The 23,370-nt window shown below is 71.3% G+C and carries 22 protein-coding genes, 2 tRNA genes and 1 pseudogene; 15 read left to right on the forward strand and 10 right to left on the reverse strand.

The annotated features are described in order from the left end of the window. Window positions 1–31 precede the first annotated feature (31 nt). Entirely contained in the window at window positions 32–811 is a 780-nt protein-coding gene (locus tag F4554_RS09605; RefSeq protein WP_179787061.1) for a fumarylacetoacetate hydrolase family protein, read from the forward strand. After that, the gene (gene gltX, locus F4554_RS09610) at window positions 804–2,309 is read left to right on the forward strand and encodes a glutamate--tRNA ligase (protein ID WP_179787062.1); all 1,506 of its coding nucleotides are present in this window, start codon (window positions 804–806) and stop codon (window positions 2,307–2,309) included. The genes F4554_RS09605 and gltX overlap by 8 nt, the downstream gene beginning before the upstream one ends. Before the next feature lie 44 nt (window positions 2,310–2,353). Here gltX and sigJ read toward each other — a convergent pair whose 3' ends face one another. Continuing rightward, window positions 2,354–3,253: an RNA polymerase sigma factor SigJ gene (gene sigJ / locus F4554_RS09615; protein ID WP_238341254.1), complete on the reverse strand. Its 900-nt coding sequence runs from the start codon at window positions 3,251–3,253 to the stop codon at window positions 2,354–2,356. A gap of 202 nt (window positions 3,254–3,455) precedes the next feature. On the opposite strand from sigJ, the gene F4554_RS09620 reads away from it, so the two are divergent. Next, window positions 3,456–3,974: a carboxymuconolactone decarboxylase family protein gene (locus F4554_RS09620; RefSeq protein ID WP_179787064.1), complete on the forward strand. Its 519-nt coding sequence runs from the start codon at window positions 3,456–3,458 to the stop codon at window positions 3,972–3,974. An 80-nt stretch (window positions 3,975–4,054) separates the two neighbouring features. On the opposite strand, the gene F4554_RS09625 is transcribed toward F4554_RS09620, so the two are convergent. Beyond that, window positions 4,055–4,846, reverse strand: coding sequence for a VC0807 family protein (locus F4554_RS09625; protein WP_179787065.1), 792 nt, complete (start codon window positions 4,844–4,846; stop codon window positions 4,055–4,057). Beyond that, window positions 4,843–6,324, reverse strand: a complete 1,482-nt coding sequence (locus F4554_RS09630; protein WP_202889227.1) for a carotenoid oxygenase family protein — start codon at window positions 6,322–6,324, stop codon at window positions 4,843–4,845. The genes F4554_RS09625 and F4554_RS09630 overlap by 4 nt, the downstream gene beginning before the upstream one ends. A 185-nt stretch (window positions 6,325–6,509) precedes the next feature. Between F4554_RS09630 and F4554_RS09635 the strand changes: the two genes are divergently transcribed. The 4 genes from F4554_RS09635 (at window position 6,510) to F4554_RS09650 (ending at window position 8,520) form a co-directional block, all read left to right on the forward strand. Beyond that, window positions 6,510–7,091 (forward strand): PadR family transcriptional regulator, encoded by a 582-nt coding sequence (locus F4554_RS09635; protein ID WP_179787066.1) that lies wholly within the window; start codon window positions 6,510–6,512, stop codon window positions 7,089–7,091. 127 nt (window positions 7,092–7,218) lie between these two features. Continuing rightward, a complete protein-coding gene (locus F4554_RS09640; RefSeq protein ID WP_179787067.1) occupies window positions 7,219–8,232 on the forward strand; it encodes a VanW family protein in 1,014 nt (337 codons plus the stop codon). A 95-nt stretch (window positions 8,233–8,327) separates the two neighbouring features. Continuing rightward, window positions 8,328–8,399, forward strand: a tRNA-Gln gene (locus tag F4554_RS09645). A gap of 48 nt (window positions 8,400–8,447) precedes the next feature. Then, window positions 8,448–8,520 (forward strand) — tRNA-Glu (locus F4554_RS09650). A gap of 84 nt (window positions 8,521–8,604) precedes the next feature. Here F4554_RS09650 and F4554_RS09655 read toward each other — a convergent pair. Then, window positions 8,605–9,324, reverse strand: a complete 720-nt coding sequence (locus F4554_RS09655) for an IclR family transcriptional regulator (RefSeq protein WP_092656227.1) — start codon at window positions 9,322–9,324, stop codon at window positions 8,605–8,607. A 145-nt stretch (window positions 9,325–9,469) separates the two neighbouring features. Between F4554_RS09655 and leuC the strand changes: the two genes are divergently transcribed. From leuC to F4554_RS33980, 3 genes and pseudogenes are all read left to right on the forward strand, one after another. Then, window positions 9,470–10,882 carry a 3-isopropylmalate dehydratase large subunit gene (gene leuC / locus F4554_RS09660; RefSeq protein ID WP_179787068.1) on the forward strand — a complete coding sequence of 471 codons (1,413 nt, stop codon included), beginning with the start codon at window positions 9,470–9,472 and terminating at the stop codon, window positions 10,880–10,882. A gap of 15 nt (window positions 10,883–10,897) precedes the next feature. Beyond that, window positions 10,898–11,509 (forward strand): 3-isopropylmalate dehydratase small subunit, encoded by a 612-nt coding sequence (gene leuD / locus F4554_RS09665; protein ID WP_179787069.1) that lies wholly within the window; start codon window positions 10,898–10,900, stop codon window positions 11,507–11,509. A 640-nt stretch (window positions 11,510–12,149) separates the two neighbouring features. Continuing rightward, window positions 12,150–12,488: pseudogene (locus tag F4554_RS33980) on the forward strand (HU family DNA-binding protein); the annotation flags it as partial. 419 nt (window positions 12,489–12,907) lie between these two features. Here F4554_RS33980 and F4554_RS09675 read toward each other — a convergent pair. Both F4554_RS09675 and cofC read right to left on the reverse strand, forming a co-directional pair. Then, window positions 12,908–13,144, reverse strand: coding sequence for a cold-shock protein (locus tag F4554_RS09675; protein WP_179787070.1), 237 nt, complete (start codon window positions 13,142–13,144; stop codon window positions 12,908–12,910). A gap of 42 nt (window positions 13,145–13,186) precedes the next feature. After that, window positions 13,187–13,885 (reverse strand): 2-phospho-L-lactate guanylyltransferase, encoded by a 699-nt coding sequence (gene cofC, locus F4554_RS09680; protein ID WP_179787071.1) that lies wholly within the window; start codon window positions 13,883–13,885, stop codon window positions 13,187–13,189. A gap of 131 nt (window positions 13,886–14,016) precedes the next feature. On the opposite strand from cofC, the gene F4554_RS09685 reads away from it, so the two are divergent. Further along, window positions 14,017–14,784 (forward strand): lysophospholipid acyltransferase family protein, encoded by a 768-nt coding sequence (locus tag F4554_RS09685; protein ID WP_337795945.1) that lies wholly within the window; start codon window positions 14,017–14,019, stop codon window positions 14,782–14,784. Window positions 14,785–14,796: 12 nt separating this feature from the next. Next, the gene (locus F4554_RS09690; protein WP_179787072.1) at window positions 14,797–15,804 is read left to right on the forward strand and encodes an NAD(P)H-dependent glycerol-3-phosphate dehydrogenase; all 1,008 of its coding nucleotides are present in this window, start codon (window positions 14,797–14,799) and stop codon (window positions 15,802–15,804) included. A 20-nt stretch (window positions 15,805–15,824) separates the two neighbouring features. On the opposite strand, the gene F4554_RS09695 is transcribed toward F4554_RS09690, so the two are convergent. Further along, window positions 15,825–17,063 carry a trans-sulfuration enzyme family protein gene (locus tag F4554_RS09695; protein WP_179787073.1) on the reverse strand — a complete coding sequence of 413 codons (1,239 nt, stop codon included), beginning with the start codon at window positions 17,061–17,063 and terminating at the stop codon, window positions 15,825–15,827. Between the two features lie 74 nt (window positions 17,064–17,137). On the opposite strand from F4554_RS09695, the gene F4554_RS09700 reads away from it, so the two are divergent. Next, complete coding sequence (locus F4554_RS09700; RefSeq protein ID WP_420360719.1) at window positions 17,138–18,301, forward strand: D-alanine--D-alanine ligase family protein; 1,164 nt, start codon at window positions 17,138–17,140, stop codon at window positions 18,299–18,301. Window positions 18,302–18,481: 180 nt separating this feature from the next. Here the strand turns inward: F4554_RS09700 and F4554_RS09705 are convergent, their stop codons facing one another. Both F4554_RS09705 and F4554_RS09710 read right to left on the reverse strand, forming a co-directional pair. Next, window positions 18,482–18,952, reverse strand: coding sequence for a DUF3515 domain-containing protein (locus F4554_RS09705; protein ID WP_179787075.1), 471 nt, complete (start codon window positions 18,950–18,952; stop codon window positions 18,482–18,484). Window positions 18,953–18,960: 8 nt separating this feature from the next. Continuing rightward, the gene (locus tag F4554_RS09710; RefSeq protein ID WP_179787076.1) at window positions 18,961–19,194 is read right to left on the reverse strand and encodes an Lrp/AsnC ligand binding domain-containing protein; all 234 of its coding nucleotides are present in this window, start codon (window positions 19,192–19,194) and stop codon (window positions 18,961–18,963) included. A gap of 495 nt (window positions 19,195–19,689) precedes the next feature. Between F4554_RS09710 and F4554_RS09715 the strand changes: the two genes are divergently transcribed. After that, window positions 19,690–20,631: a thiamine-phosphate kinase gene (locus F4554_RS09715; protein WP_238341778.1), complete on the forward strand. Its 942-nt coding sequence runs from the start codon at window positions 19,690–19,692 to the stop codon at window positions 20,629–20,631. Window positions 20,632–20,774: 143 nt separating this feature from the next. Here the strand turns inward: F4554_RS09715 and rpmB are convergent, their stop codons facing one another. Then, window positions 20,775–20,960 carry a 50S ribosomal protein L28 gene (rpmB, locus tag F4554_RS09720; RefSeq protein WP_092656217.1) on the reverse strand — a complete coding sequence of 62 codons (186 nt, stop codon included), beginning with the start codon at window positions 20,958–20,960 and terminating at the stop codon, window positions 20,775–20,777. A gap of 161 nt (window positions 20,961–21,121) precedes the next feature. Here rpmB and recG point away from each other — a divergent pair, with 161 nt between their 5' ends. After that, complete coding sequence (gene recG / locus F4554_RS09725; protein WP_202889228.1) at window positions 21,122–23,356, forward strand: ATP-dependent DNA helicase RecG; 2,235 nt, start codon at window positions 21,122–21,124, stop codon at window positions 23,354–23,356. Window positions 23,357–23,370: the final 14 nt, after the last annotated feature.

Genomic DNA, 23,370 nt, shown 5'->3' on the forward strand with positions numbered 1-23,370 from the left:
GGTAGGTTCGACAGATGGAGGCCAGAGCCCCTTGCGCATCGCCCGCTTTAGTGCCGGCGACGACCCCAGATACGCCGCGGTCGAAGGTGAACCGGGCGCGGAGGTCCTCGCCGTCCTCGACGGAGATCCGCTCTACCGCCAGGTGCAGTTGACCGGCGAACGCCTGCCGCTCGCCGACGTGCGACTGCTCGCCCCGGTCATCCCCCGCAGCAAGGTGATCGGCATCGGCCGCAACTACGCCGAGCACGCCGCCGAGCTGGGCAACGAGGTGCCGGAGGAGCCGCTGGTCTTCCTCAAGCCGAACACCTCGGTGATCGGCCCCGGCGACGGCATCGTCCACCCACCGCAGACCAGCGACCTGCATTACGAAGGCGAGCTGGCCGCGGTGATCGGCCGGATCTGCCGGCACGTGCCGGTCGAACGCGCTGCCGAGGTCGTCTTCGGCTACACCATCGGCAACGACGTCACCGCCCGCGACCTGCAGCGGTCGGACAAGCAGTGGGCGCGGGCCAAGGGGTTCGACACGTTCTGCCCGCTCGGCCCGTGGATCGACACCAGCCTGGACGTGTCCGACCTCGCGGTGACCACGACCGTCGGCGGGGAGGTACGCCAGTCCGGGCGTACGTCCCAGATGATCCACGACGTCGCCTCGCTGATCTCCTACGTCAGCAGCTTCATGACGCTGCTGCCGGGCGACGTCATCCTCACCGGTACGCCCGCGGGTGTCGGCCCGATGCGGGTGGGTGAGGAGGTGTCGGTGACCGTGGAAGGCCTCGGCACCCTCACCAACCGGGTGATCGGGCATGGCTAGGGAGGGTTCAAGTAGGGGCTCGACCCCTACCCGAACCAGGTTCGCGCCCTCACCGAGCGGTGACCTCCACGTCGGCAACGTCCGAACCGCGTTGTACTCCTGGGCCTGGGCGCGCCACTGTGGCGGCAGCTTCGTGGTCCGGATCGAGGACACCGACCGGTCCCGGGTGTCACCGGAGGCGGTGAGCGGGGCGATCGACGCGCTGCGCTGGCTGGGCCTGGACTGGGACGAGGGACCCGACGTCGGCGGGGAGTTCGGGCCGTACCGCCAGAGCGAGCGGCTGTCGCTGTACCGCGAGTGGGTCGACAAGTTCCTCGCCGACGGTACGGCGTACCACTGCTACTGCTCGCAGGAGGAACTCGACGGCGAGCGGGACGAGCAACGCACCCAGGGGTTGCCCTCGGGATACGCCGGGCACTGCCGCGAACTCACCACCGCACAGGTCACCGCGTACCGCCGGGAGGGCAGGCGGCCGCTGGTCCGCTTCCGGATGCCGGAAGGCGCCACGGTCGTACGCGACACCATCCGCGGCGAGATCGTCTTCGACCACGCGAACGTGCCCGACTTCGTGGTGCAGCGCTCCGACGGGTATCCGCTCTACAACCTCGCGGTGTCGGTGGACGACGCCATGATGAGGATCACCCACATCGTCCGCGGCGACGACCTGCTGGCCTCCACGCCTCGCCAGATCGCCATCCACGCGGCGATGGGGGTGGCCGAGGCCGACCTGCCCGTCTACACGCACACCCCGGACATCCTGGCCGCGGACGGTCTGCCGCTGTCGTCGTGGCGCCAGGCGGCGGGCATCTCGTGGTACCGCGACCACGGCTACCTCCCGGAGGCGGTGGTCAACTACCTCGCGCTGCTGGGCTGGTCGCCGGGCGGTGACCGGGAGGAGCTGACGCTGGATGCGCTGGTGGAGTCGTTCGACCTCGAACGCGTGGGCGCGACGGCCGGCCGGCTCGACCCACGCAAGCTGGACGCCATCAACGGCGACAAGATCCGCGCCCTCCCGCCGGATGAACTCGTCGGGCGGACCATGCCGTTCCTCGCCCGGGCCGGTCTGGTGAGCGAGCCGCCGACACCGGAGCAGGCTCGTACGGTCGCGGCCGCCGCCCCGCTGATCCAGGAGCGCCTCGTCCACCTCACCGAGGCGGCCGACCTGCTGGCGTTTCTGCTGGTGCCCGAGTACGCCTTCGACGTCGACCCGGAGGCGGCCGCCCGGATCCTCACCGAGGACGCCAAGGCGGTGCTGGAGGCCGCCGAGGCGGCGTTGCGGGCGTTGCCGGACTGGACCGACGAGTCGATCGAACGCGCGTTGCGGCGCACTCTCGTCGACGAACTCGGCCGCCGGCCCAAGCGGGCGTTCGGGCCGGTGCGCGTGGCGGTGACGGGGAACAGAGTGTCGCCCCCGCTGTTCGAGTCGCTGACCCTGCTGGGCCGCGCACGCACGCTGGCCAGGATCCGCCGTGCGCTCGACCATCACGTTGGCGTCTGACGAGCGGGACCGGCCCGTCGTACGGACGTGCTGGTCGGCGGTCGTCACAGCGAAGGTTCGTGGCCGGGATGGCCCGCCGTCCACTGCCGGAGCTTCTCGGGGTTGCGTACGGCCCACACATGTGTGATCCGGTCGCCCGCGATGTCGAACGCGTACACGGTCACGACGACGCCGTCGTGCTCGGCGACCAGGCCGGGCTGACCGTTGACGGTACGCTCCAGGATCGTCAGATCGGTCAGCCTGCCGGCGAGATCGACGAGGCCACGCGCGATCTGGACGGCGCCTTCGACCGGGCGGCGGGCGGTGGTGGCGAGGCCGCCGCCGTCACCGGTCGCCGTGACATCGGGGTCGAGGAGGCCGATGAGGGCGCCGATGTCCTTGGCTTCCCAGGCCTGCCTGAAGTTCCTGACGATGGCGGCCTGCCGGGCAATCGGGGTCGCGGGTGCCCGCGACGTGCGGATGCGCCGGCGGGCCGATGACGCCAGTTGGCGACAGGCCGTCGGTGTGCGGCCGACGATGTCGGCGACTTCGGCGAAGGGATAGCCGAAGACGTCGTGGAGAACGAAGGCGACGCGTTCGGCCGGGGTCATCGATTCGAGTACGACGAGGAAGGCCATGCTGATCGACTCGTCGAGGGTGACACGGTCGGCTGGGTCGCTGGTGGTGCCCGTTCGACCGCCTGACCACTCCGCCGGTTCGGGAAGGGGCTCGGGGATCCAGTCCCCGACGTACTGCTCCCGTCGGGCTCGTGCCGAGCCGAGCACGTTGAGGCAGATGCGTCCGGCGACCTTGGTCAGCCATGCGCCGGGGGATTCGATGGCTTGCCGCTGCTGTGCGGGCAGGGCGTACCAGCGGACGTAGGTTTCCTGCACGGCGTCCTCGGCTTCGGCGAGTGAGCCGAGGAGCCGGTAGGCGAGGTTGATCAGCCGACGCTGCTCGCTCATGATCGCCATCGGGCTCGGGTCGGGTCGGCCGTCTCCCGGTTCGGATGGGGTGGTCATGGTGTCACCGGCTCCCTCGGTCGCGTGTCCTCACCGGTTCGACAAGGCAGCGCCCCCGAACGTGACGTAGGTGCCTCGCTCACATATCGAGCGGCTGTGTTGTCGGGCTCGTAGACACCATTCAGCGCAGGAAGGACACCTCGCCATGTCCACGTCAAGCACGATCGACGCGACGACGGAGCAGGACGGCATCCAGTCGCGTCTGCCCAACCTCATCCATCTCTTCCCCGAGATGGCAAAACTCTCCGGAGCCGTGCGTAACGCCGTCCGGAACGGCCCGGTTCCGCAGGCCACCATCGGCCTGATGCTGCTCCGCGCCGCGCAGGTCGTCGGCTCCACCTACCACGCCGTCTCCTTGACCGACAACCTCCGCAAAGCCGGGGAAACCGAGAAGCGCATCACCGCTGTGGCGACCTGGCAGGGCGCCCCCTACTTCACCGAGGCCGAACGGGTCGCACTGGAACTCGTGGAGGCCGTCCTCGCCCCGAATCCGTTCGGGGAACGCGTCTGCGACGAAGTGTTCGCCAGGGCGTCCGCGCTCTACGACGAAGAGGCGCTGTGGACGCTCACCATGGCGATGGGCCACTTCTGTTTGTTCGTCCCGGTCGCTCTCATCGGCAAGCCGATCCCCGGTCGGCCCATCGGGAAGAACTACAGCGAGTAGGTGGCGGACGTACGAGTGTGTCCGGTTGCCGTCCATGCGCGGCCCTCGGACGCACTCGTACGTTGCTCGAAGCAGATGACCTACGCATTGGCGCTCTGCGCGACTTCGCCGCCGGTGGCGGTGGCCGCCGGGCGGGGTTGCGCGGTCAGGCCCGCCGCACGCCGGGCCCTTACCCGCTTGATGTACCACATGTTCCAGGTGAGCAGGACGGCGAAGCCCGCGATCCCCAGCACCGACGACAGTCCGGCCATCACGTCGACCGGAAGCAGGTAGACGAGGATCACCCGCAGGGTCGCCTCCACCAGCAGGCCGACACCCCAGCCCGCCGACAGAACGACGAACGTACGCCGGAAACCGGGGGAGGAGTGCCACATGTCCTCCCAGCCGGCCCGGGCGGCCTCGGTGCGCGCCGAGAACCTGCGGGCGGCGTAGAAGATCAGCGGCCGGCCGACGAAACAACTGCCCAGAAAGGCCAGCCCGGCCGCGCCGGTGCCGAAGGACTCCTTCGCCAGCAGGAAGCGTTCGTCGCCGGTGACGAACGACATGACCAGGCCGAAACCGAAGATCGCCACCATGAACGCCGCGAACGCGTCGAACGTGCGCGCCCTGATCGCGACGTAGGCCACCCGGATGCCGGCGACCAGGGTGCCGGCGAGCAGCGAGGCGTACGGACTGGCGCCGAGGGCCCGGCAGGCGTAGTAGGCGGCGATCGAGGGAACGACGTCCCACACCATTCCCAGCAGGATCTCGCGGAACGGCGGTCGTCCACCGGGCTGCGCGGCGAGGGCATCGGCCTCGGAGGTGTGCTCGGTGCGGTCGGTGCGGTCGGTGCGCTGGCTGCTGTCGCTGCTGCTGTGGTCAGGCGCGGTCATGCGCGGAGGCCCTTCTCGTCGGTCCGGTCGGTGTCGCTGGTGTTGCTGCTTTCGTCAGCGTGGTCGGGGATCCAGCTTCCGTGGAAGCCCCCGGGAACCCGCCTGGGCAGGTGGACCGCGGCGACCGGCGGACCGGTCACGTCGGAGGCGTCGAGCACCAGCAGGTCCGAGCCGCGCCCTGCCCTGTCGGTGACGACCGTGAGCAGCCAGCCGTCGTCCTCCCGGCGTGCGCCCTCGGCGGGAACGAAGATCGCCTCGCCGGGCACGATATCCGGGCCGAGGTCGTGGTGTTGCCTGTTTCCGGACTCCACGTCGTACTTCACGATCGCGCCGGTCCCCGGACGTCCGGTGTGCGAGCCGTCCTCGTCGGCGCCGACGGTGTAGAGGTAGCGGTTGTCCAGCCCGGTGCGGGTCTCGTCGTGGGTGGGAAACTCCACCCCGAAGTCGTCCAGCGGCTGCTCGCTCACCGAGCCGCTTCGAGGGTCGAGAACCCAACGATACAAGGCGCTCACGCCGGTCTCGGCGGCCGCGCTCGCCAGTCCGGCGGTGCCGCCCCCGATCTCGGTCCACACGGAGTCCCACGCGGTGCGGCTGTAGCGAACGACGTCCAGCACGATCCGCCCGTCGGCCTTCTCGTGGGCGTTGCCGACGTGGAACACGTAGCAGGGCTCGACGTCGAACCACCGCACCCCGCCGGTGCCGTCGCGGCGCATCACGCCGAGCCGGGCGCCGTAGTCGTCGTCCCACTGGAACGGCATGCCCCGGCCGGCCATCGCCAGGTCGAAGGTGATCGGCAGGTCCAGCCAGACGACGTGGTTCGCGGTGATCGCGAAGTCGTGCATCATCGTCGGCCCGGGGACGTCGATCGCAACGCTGTCGCGAAGTTGCCCGTCCGCGGACATCCGGTGGTAGGTGACGTACGGCCGGCGGGTCACGCTGTAGCCGAAGAAGAACAGCTCACCGGTCACCGGGTCCGCCTTGGGGTGCGCGGTCATCGCGGTGGTCAGCCGGCCGCCGAAGTCGCACGGGCCGAGCGTGTCCAGGTCGGGCGTCACCTCGTACGGCAGGCCGCTCTCGCACAGGGCGAGCAGCCGCCCGCCGTGCTCGATGACGTGGGTGTTGGCGTGGGTCGCCGCGAGGTCACGGGTGCCGTCGGAGCCGTAGGGCTTCGCGCCCTCCAGCAGCCGGGTGCGCACCCAGCGGTTGCGGTACCACTCCGCACGACCGTCGCGGATGCGGACGCCGTGCAGCATGCCGGAGCCGGCGAACCAGTGCGGCGACTGCTCGCCCGGCAGGGGGTTGGGGCCGTTGCGGAGATACCGGCCGGACAGCTCCGGAGGTAGGTTGCCGGTCACCGGCAGGTCGGCCGCGGTGATCTCGTCCTGCACCGGCGCGAGGTGGCCCAGCATGTGCGCGGGCTGCGGTTCGGACCGGTCGGCCGCGATCTCGGATGCGTTCGTGGAGCGGAGCGCTGACATGTCGTTCCCCCGTGAGGTGTCAGGTGGCGTGCGGCGAGCTATCAGAACTATGACCAGCCAGACTCGACATGTCAATGTCAACATGTCATTTCTGACGGTAGGCTCGGCGGCGCGAGGGGAAGGACGGAACCCCGAGACGCCGAGACGACCGGCCCGTGGCCGGACAGGCCCGAGGAGATCGCCAGATGTCGCTGAAGTACGCCCTGCTCGGACTGCTCGCCGAACGACCCGACAGTGGGTACGCACTGACCCAGCGGTTCGAGCAGTCGCTGCAGAAGTACGCCTGGCACGCCAACCACAGCCAGATCTATCCCGAGCTCGCGAAGCTCGCGGCCGACAACCTGGCCACCGTGGTCGAGGAGGGTGCCCGCGGCCGGCGTACTTACGCGATCACCGACGCCGGCCGGGAGGCACTGCGCGAGTGGCTGCTCACGTCCGGCGCCGGACCACGGCGGGTCCGCAACGAGGCCGTCCTGCGGACGTTCCTGCTGTCCACGCTCGAGCCCGACGACGCGGCGCAACTCCTGCGCAGGTACGTCGACCGGGCCGCGCAGGACCTGGCCGAACTCCGCGCCGTGGTGGCCGACCTGGACGCGGCCGAGGAGGCCGGCGAACCCCAGCGGTTCGGCCGGTTCGCAGCGGAGTTCGGCCTGCGTCAGTACGCCGCGTTCCACGACTGGGCGCGGTGGGCACTGGCACGGGTGGAGTCCGCCGCCCCTCGGCAGCAGAGTCGGGAGCAGGGCCGGGAGCAGGACCTTCAGGAGTAGGCCGCGTCCGGGTCGAGAACTTCGTCGTCATGAGGATTTGCCTGCGCATGGTGTTCGAAAAGCCCGTAAACGGTGCATGATCTGCGCACACACGACGACCAGCCGTGCTTGACGGGGGAAAACACTGATGGCGTACGCACCTGAGCAGGTCCAGCCCGACCGGCCCCAGCTCGCCGACCAACCAGGGCCGAACTCCGGTCCCGAGCAGGCCGCCGGTCCAGGGGAGGTCGGGCCGCTGTCGCCGGAGGAGCAGGCGTTGCTGCGTTCCCTGGTCGAGGACGGCTGGGAGCTTCCGGCGGCGTTGACCGGACGTCGCCGCCGGGTCGCGCAGGTGGCGCCCGCGCTGTATCCGCTCGCGGTCGCCGCGCACCGCGCCCGCCGGCGGGTGCGCTGGCATACCTCCGGCACGCGCTGGGCGCACGAACGCGCCGCCGAGCCACTGCCGGTACGCGTGAAGCGGCACAACTCGTTGTTGCTGCGGCAGTTGGGCGAGAGCGAGATGTGGCTGCAGCACAACAAGGTCGCCAACCTCCGGTTGGCGGCGCCACGGGTGTCGGGGCTGCTGATCGGGCCGGGGGAGACGCTGTCGTTCTGCCGTACGGTCGGCAGGGCGACCAGGCGGCGCGGCTACGTCGACGGGATGCTGTTGTCCAACGGCAAGGCGCGGGCCGGGCTCGGCGGCGGGATCTGCCAGCTCGCGAACCTCCTGCACTGGATGTTCCTGCACAGCCCGCTGACCGTCGTCGAACGCTCCGCGCACGGCTGGGACCCGTTCCCCGACAACGGCCGGGTGATCCCCTGGGGCACCGGCTGCGCGGTCTTCTACAACTACGTCGACCTGCAGGTACGCAACGACACCGACGCGACGTTCCAGGTGCTGGCGGGGGTCGGCGACCGCTACCTCGAGGGCGAGCTGCGCGCCGACCGGGAGCTTCCGTACTCCTACTCGGTGTACGCCCACGACGAGCAGTTCCTGACCCTCGGCGGCCGGCACTTCCGGCGCAACGAGATCTGGCGGTCGGTGATCGACCGGCGTACCGGCAACCGCGTACGCGAGGAACGCCTCAAGCGGAACTTCGCGCTCGCGACCTACGTGCCAAAGGGATCCGAGGAGGGACAGGCCGGGGCGAAGCGTGGGTGACCCGGTCGCTTTGGGATCCGCGACCGGTCTCCGGTATTGTGCTTCGCGGCTCACCACCCCGGCGCTTTCGCCGGCTCGGGGAGAGAGCCGTCCCATGGGGTATGGGGTAATTGGCAGCCCGACTGGTTCTGGTCCAGTTAGTCTAGGTTCGAGTCCTAGTACCCCAGCGAGTGAGCTGGTAAGGCTCTTGCTAGAGTTCAGCTCGCTTCGTCAGGGGCCCCGTTGTGTAGCGGCCTAGCACGCCGCCCTCTCAAGGCGGTAGCGCCGGTTCGAATCCGGTCGGGGCTACAACGAGAGAAGGCCCCCTTCCCGGCGTGGGAAGGGGGCCTTCGCCGTTCCTGGCCCGGTGTCGCGGGCGTCCCGCCGGCGCGGTCACTCAGCCGCGCGCCTCAAGGCCTCCGAGAGGCGTTCCGCAGCCGCCATCACCGCGGGGGCGTGCATCCGGCCGGGCTGACGGGAAAGGCGCTCCAGCGGGCCGGAAACCGACACGGCCGCGACCACCTTGCCCGAGGGCGAACGGATCCCCGACGACACCGACGCGACGCCGGTCTCTCGTTCTCCCACGCTCTGTGCCCAGCCCCGGCGGCGGACGGCGGCCAGTGTGGCGGCGGTGAACTTCGCGCCCTGCAGGCCGCGGTGCATCCGCTCCGGTTCCTCCCAGGCCAGCAGGATCTGTGCCGCCGAGCCGGCCTGCATGGTCAGCTGGGTGCCCACCGGGATGCTGTCGCGCAGCCCCGTCGGCCGGTCGGCCGCGGCGACGCAGACGCGCCCCTCGCCCTGCCGGCGGAACAACTGTGCGGACTCCCCGGTGATGTCGCGGAGCCGCGCCAGGACGGGCCCGGCGGCCGCCAGCAGGCGGTCCTCGCCGGCGGCCGCGGCGAGTTCGCCGAGCCGTGGGCCGAGGATGAACCGGCCCTGCATGTCCCGGGCGACCAGCCGGTGGTGCTCCAGGGCGACCGCCAGGCGGTGCGCGGTGGGCCTGGCCAGCCCGGTGACCTGGACGAGGCCGGCCAGGGTCGCGGGACCGGCTTCCAGGGCCCCGAGTACGAGCGCCGCCTTGTCAAGTACGCCGACTCCGCTAGAGTTGTCCATGACTCGATATTGCAGTCTCGAATTCCGAGACGCAAGTCCAGGGGTCCAAAATGGCCGTCGCTCCGGCCCGGTGACCGAGGAGACGGACCGCGGAGTGTCCGCGACATCACTTCACGAGAGCATTCACACACCAGGAGGCACCAGCATGGGGACCACCCTTGCGGAGAAGTTGTGGGAGGAGCACGTCGTACGTCGTGGCGAGGGTGAGCCCGACCTCCTCTACATCGACCTCCACCTGGTCCACGAGGTCACCAGCCCGCAGGCGTTCGACGGGCTGCGCCTCGCGGGCCGGCCGGTCCGGCGTCCCGACCTCACGATCGCCACCGAGGACCACAACGTACCCACCGTCGACGTCGACCAGCCGATCGCCGACCCGGTTTCGCGTACACAGGTGGAGACGCTGCGGCGCAACTGCGAGGAGTTCGGCATCCGGCTGCACCCGCTCGGCGACGCCGACCAGGGCATCGTGCACGTCGTCGGCCCCCAGTTGGGGCTCACCCAGCCCGGCACCACGGTGGTGTGCGGCGACTCGCACACCTCGACCCACGGCGCGTTCGGCGCGCTGGCGTTCGGGATCGGCACCAGCGAGGTCGAGCACGTGCTCGCCACCCAGACGCTGCCGCAGAGCCGGCCGAAGACGATGGCGGTCACCGTCGACGGACAGCTGCCCGATGGAGTCACGCCCAAGGACCTCGTGCTCGCGCTGATCGCTAAGGTCGGCACCGGCGGCGGCCAGGGCCACGTCGTGGAGTACCGCGGCGAGGCGTTCCGCACGATGTCGATGGAAGGCCGGATGACGGTCTGCAACATGTCCATCGAGTGGGGCGCCAAGGCCGGCCTGGTGGCTCCCGACGAGACCACCTTCGCCTACCTGGAAGGGCGCCCGCACGCACCGCAGGGCGCCGACTGGGACGCCGCAGTGGCGCACTGGCAGACGTTGCGTACCGACGACGACGCGGTCTTCGACCGCGAGGTGACCCTGGACGCCGCGTCCATCACGCCGTTCGTGACCTGGGGCACCAACCCCGGCCAGGGCGTCCCGCTGGGCGCGAGCGTCCCGCACCCCACCGACTTCGACGACCCCGACGCACGGGGTTCGGCCGAGCGCGCCCTGGAGTACATGGGCCTGCAGGCCGGCACGCCGATGCGCGACATCGCCGTGGACACGGTGTTCCTCGGCTCGTGCACCAACGGCCGGATCGAGGACCTGCGCGCGGCCGCGGCCGTGGTGCGCGGACGCTCGGTGGCCAAGGGCGTACGCATGTTGGTGGTTCCGGGCTCGGGCCGGGTTCGCCTGCAGGCCGAGGGCGAGGGCCTGGACGTGATCTTCAAGGAGGCCGGGGCCGAGTGGCGCGGCGCCGGATGCTCGATGTGTCTCGGTATGAACCCCGACCAGCTGACGCCGGGGGAGCGCAGCGCCTCGACCTCCAACCGCAACTTCGAAGGCAGGCAGGGCAAGGGCGGTCGTACGCACCTCGTGTCTCCGCTGGTGGCCGCCGCGACCGCGGTGGCCGGCCACCTCGCCGCACCCGCCGACCTGCCGTCCGTCACCGCCTGAACCCGGGAGCACACCATGGACAAGTTCACCTTGCACAGCGGCAAGGCGCTGCCCCTGCGCCGGGCCAACGTGGACACCGACCAGATCATCCCCGCCGTCTACCTCAAGCGGGTCACCCGCACCGGCTTCGGCGACGGGCTGTTCGCTGCCTGGCGTGGCGATCCCGACTTTGTACTCAACCGGCCCGAACACCAGGGCGCCTCGATCCTGGTCGCCGGACCCGACTTCGGCACCGGATCCTCGCGTGAGCACGCTGTCTGGGCACTGCAGGACGCGGGCTTCCAGGTCGTCCTCTCCTCCCGCTTCGGTGACATCTTCCGTGGCAACTCGGGCAAGGCCGGCCTGCTGGCGGCCCTGGTGGACCAGAAGGTGATCGAACGCCTGTGGGCGTTGCTGGAGGAGGCGCCGGAGACCAAGGTGTCGGTCGACCTGGAGCACCGGCTGGTGCTCGCGGGTTCGGGTCCGGACGCGATCCGGGAGACCTTCGACATCGACGACTACACCCGCTGGCGGTTGCTGGAGGGCCTGGACGACATCGGCCTCACCCTCTCGCACGCCACCGAGATCGACACCTACGAAGCCGGTCGGCCCACCTACAAGCCGACCACGCTGCCGGTGCGTACGTGACGGCGAACCCCCATCCGGGGGTGTGAAACAGGCCCGGACGGCGGTGCCGGAACCCGTCTGGGAACGCTTCCAGCCCGGTGCGGAGGCCAGCGAGACTGGCTCCGCACCGGGCTTCTTCGTGCAGTCGTGCGCGACATGCCGGGTGCGACACGCCGAAGTGACGTAAGTCATTGCTGACTTTTTTTCAGATTTTCCCGACGTTCCGGCCGACCGCCGTGAACCGGCACCGGTGCCCTTGCACGGTGGGGATCCCTGGCCCCGCGAGCCGGTTGATGATCTTGCCGGCCGGAGCCGCGACCCGGGCGACGACGGCCGTCGAGGTGGCGCTCCGGCCGGCCCGGCCTCCGGCCGGCGTCCTGCCGCCGGCACTCGGTGAGTACGCCAGATCCCAACTAAGCAAGGGGTTTTCGGTACGTCTTCGGTTGCGACGCTCGCACCGGCCGATGCCCCGGCCACCGGGCCGGGATGCCGTCGCGGGGCCGGGCGAGGGTCCGCGAACGAGGCCGCATCCCCAACCAGAGCAGGGGAGCGGCGGCCCGCCGGGACGGTGCCCAACTCCTCCGGACGGTGCGTCCGGACAGGCCTGAAGTGCGTGCGAACGGGGCAGAATCCCCGTCGACGTTGAGAACCGGTGGCGACGATGCTTGGGGAACGGCGCTACATTCCTCAACGTGCGCATGAACCGAGCGCAGGCACGTATCAATCCCGTTCACGGAGGGAAACAGTGAACAAGTCCCAGCTGGTCGAGGTGCTCGCTTCGCGCTTCGACGACAACAAGAAGGATGCGCAGCACGCGCTCGAGTCCGTGATCGACACGATCACTCGTGCTGTTGCGTCCGGAGAAAAGGTGGCGATCACCGGCTTCGGCGCGTTCGAGAAGATCGACCGCCCGGCCCGGATGGTCCGCAACCCCCGCACGGGCGAGCGTAAGCGCGCCAAGAAGACGTCGGTGCCGAAGTTCCGCGCAGGTGCGGAGCTGAAGGCCGTCGTCTCCGGCGCCAAGAAGCTGCCGAAGCTCGCCGCGGCGAAGAAGACCACGACGACCGGTCGCGCCGCCACGAAGACCGCCGCCACGAAGACCGCGGCGACCAAGACCGCAGCGAGCAAGGTCGCCGCCACCAAGGCGCCGGCCAAGAAGGCCGCGGCGAAGAAGACCACGACGACCGGTCGCGCCGCCACCAAGGCCACGACCGCCAAGAAGACCGCGGCCAAGAAGGCCACGGGCACGGCGGCCAAGAAGGCCACGGCCACGAAGAAGGCCACCACCAAGCGGACCCCGGCAAAGCGCACCGCCAAGCGCTGACCGGCGTTCCACCGGTCATAGACCGGGATGCACGCAGACAAAGCGAAGGGCCGAGCCCCGTGGGGACTCGGCCCTTCGCTTGCGTCCGCCCATGATCAGGTACGGCTGTCAGTACTGCTGCGCCAGTGCGGCAGCGTGTAGATGTGCAGAGAGCGCACCCTGGTCGCGGGCTCGTCCGGGGTCGTCAACTCCACCTGGACTCGCTGCCCGATCCGAAGATGGCGAAGACCGCCGGGAAGGGCGGTCGCGTCGTACGGCAACTCGACGCCGTCGTCGGCCAGCACCGTGCCCGCGCGAGTGCCGGGGTCGAAGGTTCGCACCGTCGCCTGCATGAGTCGCAGCCTAGTCCTCGCCGCGTCCCGATCCTGCGTACGTCAGGAGGTTCCGGTCTCCGCCACCGGATCGCCGCGCCGCGCCATCGCCGCCAGCGCTGCCCGGGTCCGCGGCCCGACGCCCAGATCCCTGGCCTGGTGGAGATCCGCGCCGGTGTCGACGTCGCGGCGTACGGACGTGATCGGCACCGGCGTCAGCTCGACCGCTCCGGCGTCCAGGTGTGCCCGGCGGGACGGTCCGCCGAACCTCGGCGCGAAGTCCACGCCCGGCGCAGCGCAGTACAGCGTCGTGCCCACACCCGCGGCGTCCGGGACGAACGACGTCGGCCACGCCGACGCGGCGTCGAGCGCCGTCGTCAGCTCGTTCGGCCGCAGGGCAGGAAGATCGGCCAGCATGGCCGCCACGGCTCCGTCGGGACGGCGCGAGCGGGACAGCCGGGCACCGTGCAGCAGTGCGGCGTTCAGTCCGGCGGCGGGTTCGTCCGTGACGGCGACCGCACCCAGCCGGGCCAGAACGTCGGCGAACTCCGGATCGGGAGTGATCGCCAGCAGTTCGACCACGCGTGGGGACGCGAGCGCCGCGGTGATGGTGTCGATCGCCATCGCCCGGGCGAGGTCGGCGCGATGGCCACCGGCGAACGGTGCGAGCCGGGACTTTCCGACGGCCGCGGGTTTCACGGGCACCACCAGGCTCCAGCCGATGGAACCGGCCGGTGCCACGGGACGTTCATGCGTTGACATCGCCCCGATCCTCTCAGCCTCGGGCAAGCGACCTCCGACCCACCGGTCGACACCGGTTGCCACGTACTTCACACTTTGGCGAGCGGCACGGCCATCGCGACGGCCGGCGTCAGCTCAGCTACCTCACGTTGGTGAGGATCGACGAGGAGGACAGCGTGCCCCTGCCCCGCACCGGTCGGGCCTACGACATCGCCGTCGGCGCCATTCGGCCCGCCATGGTGGCCTTCACCAGGCGTGACTGGCGAGGTGGTGAGCACGTTCCACGCGAGGGCGGCTTCATCGCGGTCACCAACCATCTGTCCTACTTCGACCCGATCGCGCTCGGGCACTTCCTGCACGAACAGGGGCGCGCGGTTCGCTTCCTGGCCAAGGCAAGCCTGTTCGACGTTCCGGTGCTGGGCAGGTTCCTGCGCTCGGCGGGACAGATCCCGGTGCACCGGGAGAAGCGCACCGCGGGCGACGCGCTCAAGGAAGCCTGCCAGGCGGTCGATCGGGGCGAGTGCGTCGTCGTCTACCCCGAGGGAACGATCACCCGCGACCCCGACCTGTGGCCGATGATCGGCAAGACGGGTGCGGTGCGGATCGCCTTGCGTACTGGATGTGAGATCGTTCCCATCGCCCAGTGGGGAGCGCAGGACGTGTTGCTGCCGTACGCCAAGGTGCCTCGGTTGCTGCCCCGCAAGACGATGCGGATGCAGGCCGGACCGGCGTTCGACCTGTCCGCCTACCGCGACGTCCCGTTCACGCCCACGCTGTTGAAGAAGGCGACGAACGAACTCATGGACGTGCTCACCCGGATGGTGGCGGGTCTGCGGCACGAAGCCCCGCCGGCGGTGCGGTTCGATCCGGGCAAGACTGGCCTGCCCAGCATCGGCAACCCCTACAAGCGGCGTATCTAGGACGTGCTCGGCATGACCAGGGCCGCGGTTCTCGGCGCCGGTTCCTGGGGCACGGCGTTCGCGTTGGTGCTCGCCGACGCGGGCGCGACCGTCGGCCTGTGGGCCCGGCGGCGGGCGCTCGCGGAGACGATGACGACCCTGCGGGAGAACCCCGACTACCTGCCGGGGATTCGGTTGCCCGCGGCGGTGAGCCCGACCGCGGAGGTCGAAGCGGCGCTGGCCGGAACGCACTACGTGTTCCTCGCCGTACCCGCACAGGAGTTGCGGTCGCACCTCACCCGGTGGGCGCCGCTCGTCCCCGCCGACGCTGTGCTGGTCAGTCTCGCCAAGGGTGTCGAACTCCACTCCGGTAAGCGGATGAGCGAGGTGATCGGCGAGGCCGCCGGGATCGGGCCGGAGCGGGTCGCCGTCGTCACCGGCCCCAACCTCGCCCGTGAGGTGGCCGAACGACAGCCGGCGGCGAGCGTCGTCGCGTCCGTGGACGCCGACGTGGTGAGGCGCCTGCAACGGGCGTGCCACTCGCCGGCGTTCCGGCCGTACACCAACACCGACGTGGTGGGGTGCGAACTCGCGGGTGCGGCGAAGAACGTCATCGCGCTCGCGGTGGGGGTCGCGGTGGGGCTGGGATTCGGCGACAACACCCGGGCGTCGCTCATCACCCGCGGACTGGCCGAGGTCACCAGGCTCGGTGTGGCGCTGGGCGCGGACCCACACACGTTCGCGGGGCTGGCCGGGCTGGGCGACGTGGTGGCCACCTGCTCGTCCCCGCTGTCGCGCAACCGTCAGCTCGGCACGGCCCTGGGGGAGGGGCGTACGGTCGCCGAGGCCCGTGCGGGCAGCCGTCAGGTCGCCGAGGGCGTACGCACCTGCGCGGCGATCCTGGAGCTCGCCGGCCGGCACCGGGTGGACATGCCGGTCGCCCAGCACGTGACCCAGGTCGTACGCGGCGAGCTGTCACCCTCGGAACTGATCGCCAGTCTGGTCAGTCGCAGCGCGAAGCCCGAGCGCCACGGCTGGTGATTCCCGGCGTCGGGCCGGCCTCAGCCGGCGTCGGCGTCGGGACCGACTGCCGACAGGGCCCCGGACAGGTCGGCCCACAGGTCCTCGACGTCCTCCACGCCGACACTGAGCCGCACCAGGTTGTCGGGAATCGTGGCGCTCTCACCCGACCACCGGCGCCGGCGCTCCAGCGTCGACTCGACCCCGCCGAGGCTGGTCGCCCGCACCCACAGCCTGGTCGCCGTCGTGAGGGCCTCGGCGGCCCCGGCGCCGCCGCGTACCTCCACGGCCACGATCGCGCCGTACGCGGTCATCTGGGCGGTCGCACGGGTGTACCCGGGATCGTCGCGCAGTCCGGGGTACCGCACCCGCTCCACGGCCGGGTGCTGGGCCAGCCGGTGCGCGAGGACGGCGGCGTTGGCGCAGGCGCGCTCGACCCGCAGGGGCAGGGTGCGCAGGCCCCGCAGTGCCAGCCAGGTCTCGAACGCACCCGGTGTCGCGCCGAGCTTCCGGCGCCGGGAGTCCAGCAGGTCGTGCAGCTCCTTGCCGCGTTCGGTCGGGGCGGTCACCAGCGCACCGAGTACGAGGTCGCTGTGGCCGGCGAGGTACTTCGTCGCGGAGTGGAGTACGACGTCCGCGCCGTACTCCAGCGGGCGCTGCAGCATCGGCGTCGCGAACGTGTTGTCGACCACCACCGCCGCACCGGCCTCCCGCGCGCCCGCACACAGGGCAGGCAGGTCGGCGACCTCCAGGGCGGGGTTGGTGGGTGACTCCAGGATCACCAGGTCGGCGCCGGGCAGCAGGGCCAGCGTGCCCTCGGTGTCGGCGACGTCGACCAGCGGCGCCGCGCTCAGCCGGCCGGACTCCACCAGATCGGCCAGCTGCCCGAGGGTGCCGAGGTAGGCGTGCCGGGGCGCGACCACGATGCCGCCGACCGGAACCAGGTCGAGCACCGTGGCCACCGCCGCCAGGCCCGAGGGGAACGCCAGTGCCCGGCCGCCCTCCAGGGCGCCCAGCACCTCCTCGAACGCCGACCAGGTGGGGTTGGCGTACCGGCCGTACTCCAGGTCCCCGCCGGCGACGTAGGTGGAGGCGAGCACCAGCGGTGGGTTCAGCGGCTGGTCCGGGTCGTGCGGGGGCCGGCCGGCGGTGACCGCCACCGTGTCCAGCCCGAGCGCGGGGGGCTGATCAGGCGACGGTGCCAGCGACTGGGCGGGCGAAGTGGACTGCGACTGAGCCGGAGGCTGCTCCGGCGCGGCGTGCTCCTCGAAGTCGGACATACGCCGATTCTTCCCGAGTCCTGCCCGGGCTGACCGGTCAGCGGCCGATGTCGGCGACCGGTAGGGTCAGCCCGGTGAGCGAGTACGAGCGGGGCCCGCAGTCGGGTGGAGACCCGTCCGCGCGGGCCGGACGCAAGCCCCGGGTGGCCGTCGTCTTCGGTGGCCGCAGCTCCGAGCATGCCGTGTCGTGCGCGACCGCCGGCAGCGTGTTGCAGGCGCTGGACCGGGAGCGCTACGACGTCATCCCCGTCGGCATCAGCGTCGACGGCCGCTGGGTGCTGGAGAAGGACGATCCGGAGCGGCTCGCGATCGGGGCGGGCAAGCTTCCGGAGGTCGACGAGAAGGGCACCGCGGTGGTGCTCGCCAACGACCGCGGCGGTGAGCTGGTCTCGCTCGACCCGGCCACGGTGCCCGGCACCCTCGGCGAGGTCGACGTCGTCTTTCCCCTGCTGCACGGGCCGTTCGGTGAGGACGGCACGCTCCAGGGCCTGCTGGAGATGGCCGACGTCCGCTACGTCGGCGCCGGCGTGCTGGCCAGCGCGGTCGCCATGGACAAGCACTTCGCCAAGCTCGTCTTCTCCGGTCAGGGCTTCCCGGTGGTGCCCTACACCCTGCTGAAGCCGGGTGCGTGGGAGGCCGACCGGTCCGCGTGCGAGGAGGCGGTCGCGTCCCTCGGCTACCCCGTCTTCGTCAAACCCACCCGCGGTGGCTCGAGCATCGGCATCACCAAGGTGAGTCGGCCGCAGGACCTCGGCGAGGCGGTGGAGAAGGCCGCAGCGCACGATCCCAAGGTGCTCGTGGAGGCCTCGGTCGAGGGTGCCCGGGAGATCGAGTGCGGCGTGCTGGAGAGCCTCGACGGCGGGCCGCCGCGGGCCAGCGCGGTCGCGGAGATCCGGTACGGCACGGAGTACGAGTTCTACGACTTCGAGGCGAAGTACCTCGACGACGAGCGGCACGTCGACCTGGCGCTGCCGGCGCCCCTGGACGAGAAGGCCACGCGGCAGGTGCAGGACGTCGCGGTGCGGGCGTTCGAGGCGCTGGGCGCCGAGGGACTGGCCCGGGTCGACTTCTTCCTCCGCAACGACGGCACGCTGCTGCTGAACGAGATCAACACGATGCCGGGGTTCACGCCGTACTCCATGTTCCCGCGGATGTGGGCCGCCAGCGGAGTCGACTACGCCGCCCTGTGCGACCACCTGATCCAGCTCGCGCTGCGCAGGCCGACCGGCCTGCGCTGACCCCGACCGCCGACCCGACGGCTCGCGATGGACCCGGTTTCGCCCGGGACGTACGCAACGCCTCGGGCGGGCTGTGGACGAGGGGTCCCCTGACGCACGGCCACCGCGTCGGGGGACCCCTGCGGTGCGTTCGGGGGAGCAGGCTCGCGACGTTCCCCGGGGTATGCGCCGGGCGCCTGGTCAGACGCAGGGCGTACGGACGGGGACGGCCTTCCGGACGGCCGCGGCGACGTCCACCAGCGCGTTCGACGGCGGTTGGTACGCCGACGGCACCGACACCTCGACGTAGGCGTCCCGGCCGACGGTGGTGAAGATGTACCCGCGGGTGGCGCGTTCGGAGAACCACCCCACACCGTCGATCATCAGGCACTCCGAGGATGCCCGCAGCTTCGCCGGCCGGTCCACGCCGCAGCGCAGCAGGATGGGCGGGTCGCCCCACGCCGCGGCGTAGGGGGTGGACGGCTGCACCACCCGTGCCGACCCGTCGAGCACCTTCGTGGGCAGTGCGGACGAAAGCGCTTGGCAGACCGCGGCGGCGGCACCGGTCGGGTGTGGCGGCTCGACGCGCACGGTCGGCTCGCCGCAGCCCGCCGCGAGCAGACCGAGCGCGACGGACGTGGCGAGCGCGACGAACGCGGCGAGCGGTCGCAACGACCGGATCAGATGTGGACCACCGGGCAGGTGAGGGTTCGGGTGATGCCGCTGATTCCCTGCACCTGGGCGACGACGAGCCGGCCGAGCTCGTCGACGTTGTGGGCCTCGGCCCGGACGATCACGTCATAGGGACCGGTGACGTCCTCCGCGAGGGTGACGCCGGTGATGTGCGAGATCTCCTCGGCGACCTCGGCCGCCCTGCCGACCTCGGTCTGGATGAGGATGTAGGCCTGAACCATCGATACGTCCTCTCGGGCTGGAGGGCCTCACCTCGCGGTCGTTCGCACGATCGTCTCGGTGGTGATGCTCCAAGGTCGGTCAAGTGAGTGAGCACGGTATCGCGAGCCGGCCCCTTCGCGCGCCCCCACCCTGCCGGCCGCAGGCCCGTGATCCTCGCCGCGACGCGGCCCGGTCGGCAAACCTGAGGGATGTTTCAGACGCTACCCCGAACGGGGCCGTCGACAAGGGCGCCCGGCGAGGTGCCCGACGGGACCCGGCAGGTGCCCAGGAGGGCCCGAAAGGTGCCCAGTGAAAGGGCTCTGTGGTGCACCGTGCCGGTTCCCGCCGGGGCGGGACACGGCACGATGAGGGCTGACATCAACGACGCGAGGTCAGGAGCGGCGCAGGTGACGCAGATCAGGGGAACTCAGGCGGGCTCTGGACGGCCGGCCGGCGGTGCCGAGGGCGCCGGCGGCACCGTGGCGGAGTTGGGGGAGTTCGGGCTCATCGCGGCGATGAGCGCACGTCTCCCGACCGGCCCGGACGTCCTGCTCGGTCCAGGCGACGACGCGGCGGTGATCTCGGCGCCGGACAGCCGCGTGGTCGCCACCACCGACATGCTGGTCGAGGGACGCCACTTCCGCCGCGACTGGTCGCCGGCGTACGACGTGGGCCGCAAGGCGGCGGCGCAGAATCTCGCCGACGTCGCGGCTATGGGCGCGGTCCCCACCGCGTTGCTGGTGAGCTTCGGAGCGCCGCCGGACCTGCCGGCGCAGTGGGCGCTGGAGTTCACCGAAGGGCTACGGGACGAGACCGCGGAGGCGGGGGCGTCGGTGGCCGGCGGCGACGTGGTGGCGTCGGGGCCGATCGTCGTCTCGATCACCGCGCTCGGCACTCTGCGGGGACGGCCGGCGGTGACCCGGTCCGGCGCCCGGCCAGGCGACGTGGTCGCCGTGTGCGGGCGGCTCGGCTGGTCCGCGGCGGGGCTCACCGTCCTGGGCCGGGGCTTCCGGTCCCCGCGGGTGGTCGTGGAGGCGCACCGCCGGCCAGAACCTCCGTACGACGCGGGCCCGGAGGCGGCCGAACTGGGGGCGAGCGCCCTGATCGACGTGAGCGACGGGCTGCTCGCCGACCTCGGGCACGTGGCCCGGGCGAGCGGGGTACGCATCGACGTGGACACCGGCACCTTGGATGTCGCCGACCCGCTGCGCGCCGTGGCGGCGGCGATCAATGCCGACCCGCTGCGGTTCGTGCTCACCGGCGGCGAGGACCATGCGCTGGCCGCGACGTTCGGGCCGGACGTCGAACTCCCCGAGCGGTGGCGGGTCGTCGGGCGGGTGCTCGCGGCGAAGGAGCATGGCCAGACCGGGGGTGAGCCCCACGCAGGCGCTGAGCCGGCGGTGACGGTGGACGGCGAGGAGTACGAAGGCCCGGCCGGGCACGACCACTTCCGCTGAGCCGGGGCCCGCGGGCACGGGCTGACACGCCACGTGGCCGGCCACCCCCGAGAGGGTGACCGGCCACGAGGGTCAGTCGATCTTCGTTCGATTCAGGTTTGTGGTACGGCGTTCGGCGCGGCCCCACGCGGGTGGGGACCGGGTCAGCGAGTGACCTTGCCCGCCTTCAGGCAGGAAGTGCAGACATTGACCCGCTTCGGGGTGCCGTGGACGGTCGCACGAACCCGCTGGATGTTGGGGTCGAAGCGTCGACGGGTGCGCCGCTTCGAGTGCGACACGTTGTTGCCGAAGCCGGGCCCCTTGCCACAAACGTCGCAGACGGCAGCCACCGGAGACTCTCCCGAGCAAGATGAGGATATGGACCGCTGCCCAGCGCACGCCAAGCGCACGGGGCAACCGGTCGAGAGTATCCGACGTCCACACGAAAGCGCCAACCGGCCCGGCGGGGGTGCTGCCCGCTAGCCTCGACGGCAACGACCGTGGAGGTGTGATGGCAAAGCTCCTGCGGCTTCCCGCGGAGGCCGATCTGGGCATGCCGTTGTCGGGGTTCGCGAAGGCCGAGCTGCTCAAGGCGATGCGCGATCGGCTGGAGCTGGTGACCCTCGGCGACCTGCTGCGACATTACCCCCGGCGCTACGTCCAGCGTGGCGAGCTCACCGACATCCGCTCCCTCAGGGTCGGTGAGGAAGTCACCGTGCAGGCGGAGATCAAGTCGGTCAAGACCCGGGCGATGCGCAACCGCCGGGGAAACCTCCTCGAGGTCGTGGTGACCGACGGCCACGGCGAGCTGAAGCTGACGTTCTTCAACCAGAAGTGGCGGGCCAACCAGCTGCAGCAGGGCATGCGCGGGCTCTTCGCCGGCAAGATCGACTCCTACCGCGACACCAAGCAGCTCACCCACCCGCACTTCGTGCTGTTCGGCCGGCGGGACGACGCCGACGCCGACTCGATCGTCGAGGAGTTCGCCGGTGCGCTGATGCCCATCTACCCCTCCACCGCGAAGGCCGCGACCTGGAGCATCGCCCGGGTCGTGCGCACGGTGCTGGACGCCTTGGGCGAGGTGCCCGACCCGATTCCCGCGCCGGTACGGCAGCGCCGGGGCCTGCTCGGGCTGCGGGAGGCGTTCGAGGCCGTGCACCGGCCCGAGTCCTTCGCCGACGTCCAGGCCGCCCGCGAGCGATTCCGGTTCGAGGAGGCGTTCGTCCTGCAGACCGAGCTGGCCCGCCGCCGGTCGGCCGCCCGCGAGCTGGCCGCGCGTCCCCGGGTCGCCGGCGAGGGCGGCCTGCTCGCCGCGTTCGAGGCCAGGCTGCCGTTCGCGCTCACCGACGGCCAGCGCTCGGTGGGTGACGACATCGCGGCCGACCTGGCCCGCGACCACCCGATGCAGCGGCTCCTGCAGGGCGAGGTGGGCAGCGGCAAGACGGTCTGCGCGCTGCGGGCGATGCTCACCGTGGTCGACGCCGGTGGCCAGGCGGCGCTGCTCGCGCCCACCGAGGTGCTCGCCCAGCAGCACTACCGTTCGATCACCGCCCTGCTCGGCCCGCTCGCCGAGCGCGGCTTCATCGGAGGCGCCGAGGACGGCACCCGGGTGGCGCTGCTGACCGGCGGGCAGGGCATCGCGGCCCGGCGCAAGGCGCTCCTCGAGTCCGCCTCCGGCGAGGCGGGTCTGGTCGTGGGCACCCACGCCCTGCTGGAGGACAAGGTGCAGTTCGCCGACCTCGGGCTGGTGGTGGTCGACGAGCAGCACCGGTTCGGCGTCGAGCAGCGGGCCGCGCTCACCGGCAAGGCCGGCGGCGTCCCTCCACACGTGCTGGTGATGACGGCCACCCCGATCCCGCGCACGGTCGCCATGACCGTGTTCGGCGACCTGGAGGTCTCCACCCTCAGCGAGCTGCCGAGCGGACGTGCGCCGATCCAGACCAACGTCGTTCCGCTGGCGGAGAAGCCCGACTGGATCGACCACGTGTGGCGCCGGGTGCGCCAGGAGGTCGACGCCGGACGGCAGGTGTACGTCGTCTGCCCGCGGATCGGCGACGACGGCGACGACAAGCCCGGCGGCGAGGACGCCGACACCTCCGACCTCCCGGCCGACGTCGAGGCAGAGGGCTCGCGGGAGATGACGGCGGTGGTCGCACTCGCCGCCGAGTTGGCCGACGAGCCGCTCGCCGGGTTGCGGGTCGACCTGCTGCACGGCCGGCTGGCCTCCGACGCCAAGGACGCGGTGATGCTCAGGTTCGCCGCGGGCGAGATCGACGTCCTCGTCGCGACCACGGTGATCGAGGTCGGTGTCGACGTACCCAACGCCTCCACGATGGTGGTGATGGACGCCGACTGGTTCGGGGTGTCCCAGCTGCACCAGTTGCGGGGCCGGGTCGGCCGCGGCGGCCATCCCGGGTTGTGCCTGCTGGTGACCGGTGCCGCCGAGGGGTCACCGGCACGGGCCCGGATGGACGCGGTGGCCTCGACAACCGACGGGTTCGAGCTCAGCCGGATCGACCTCGAACACCGCCGGGAGGGTGACGTCCTCGGCGCCGACCAGTCCGGGCGCCGGTCGAGCCTGCGGATGCTCGCGGTGATCCGGGACGAGAAGGTGATCGCCCAGGCCCGCACGGACGCCGCGGAGGTGGTCGGCGCCGACCCCGGCCTGCGCGGTGAGCCCGCGCTGGCGGTGGCGGTGGCGGCGCTGTACGACGACGACCGGGCCGACTACCTCGAGAAGACCTGAGCCCCGCGCCTGAC

It is taken from the genome of Actinopolymorpha rutila (assembly GCF_013407855.1).
GTDB classification, from domain to species: Bacteria; Actinomycetota; Actinomycetes; order Propionibacteriales; family Actinopolymorphaceae; genus Actinopolymorpha; species Actinopolymorpha rutila.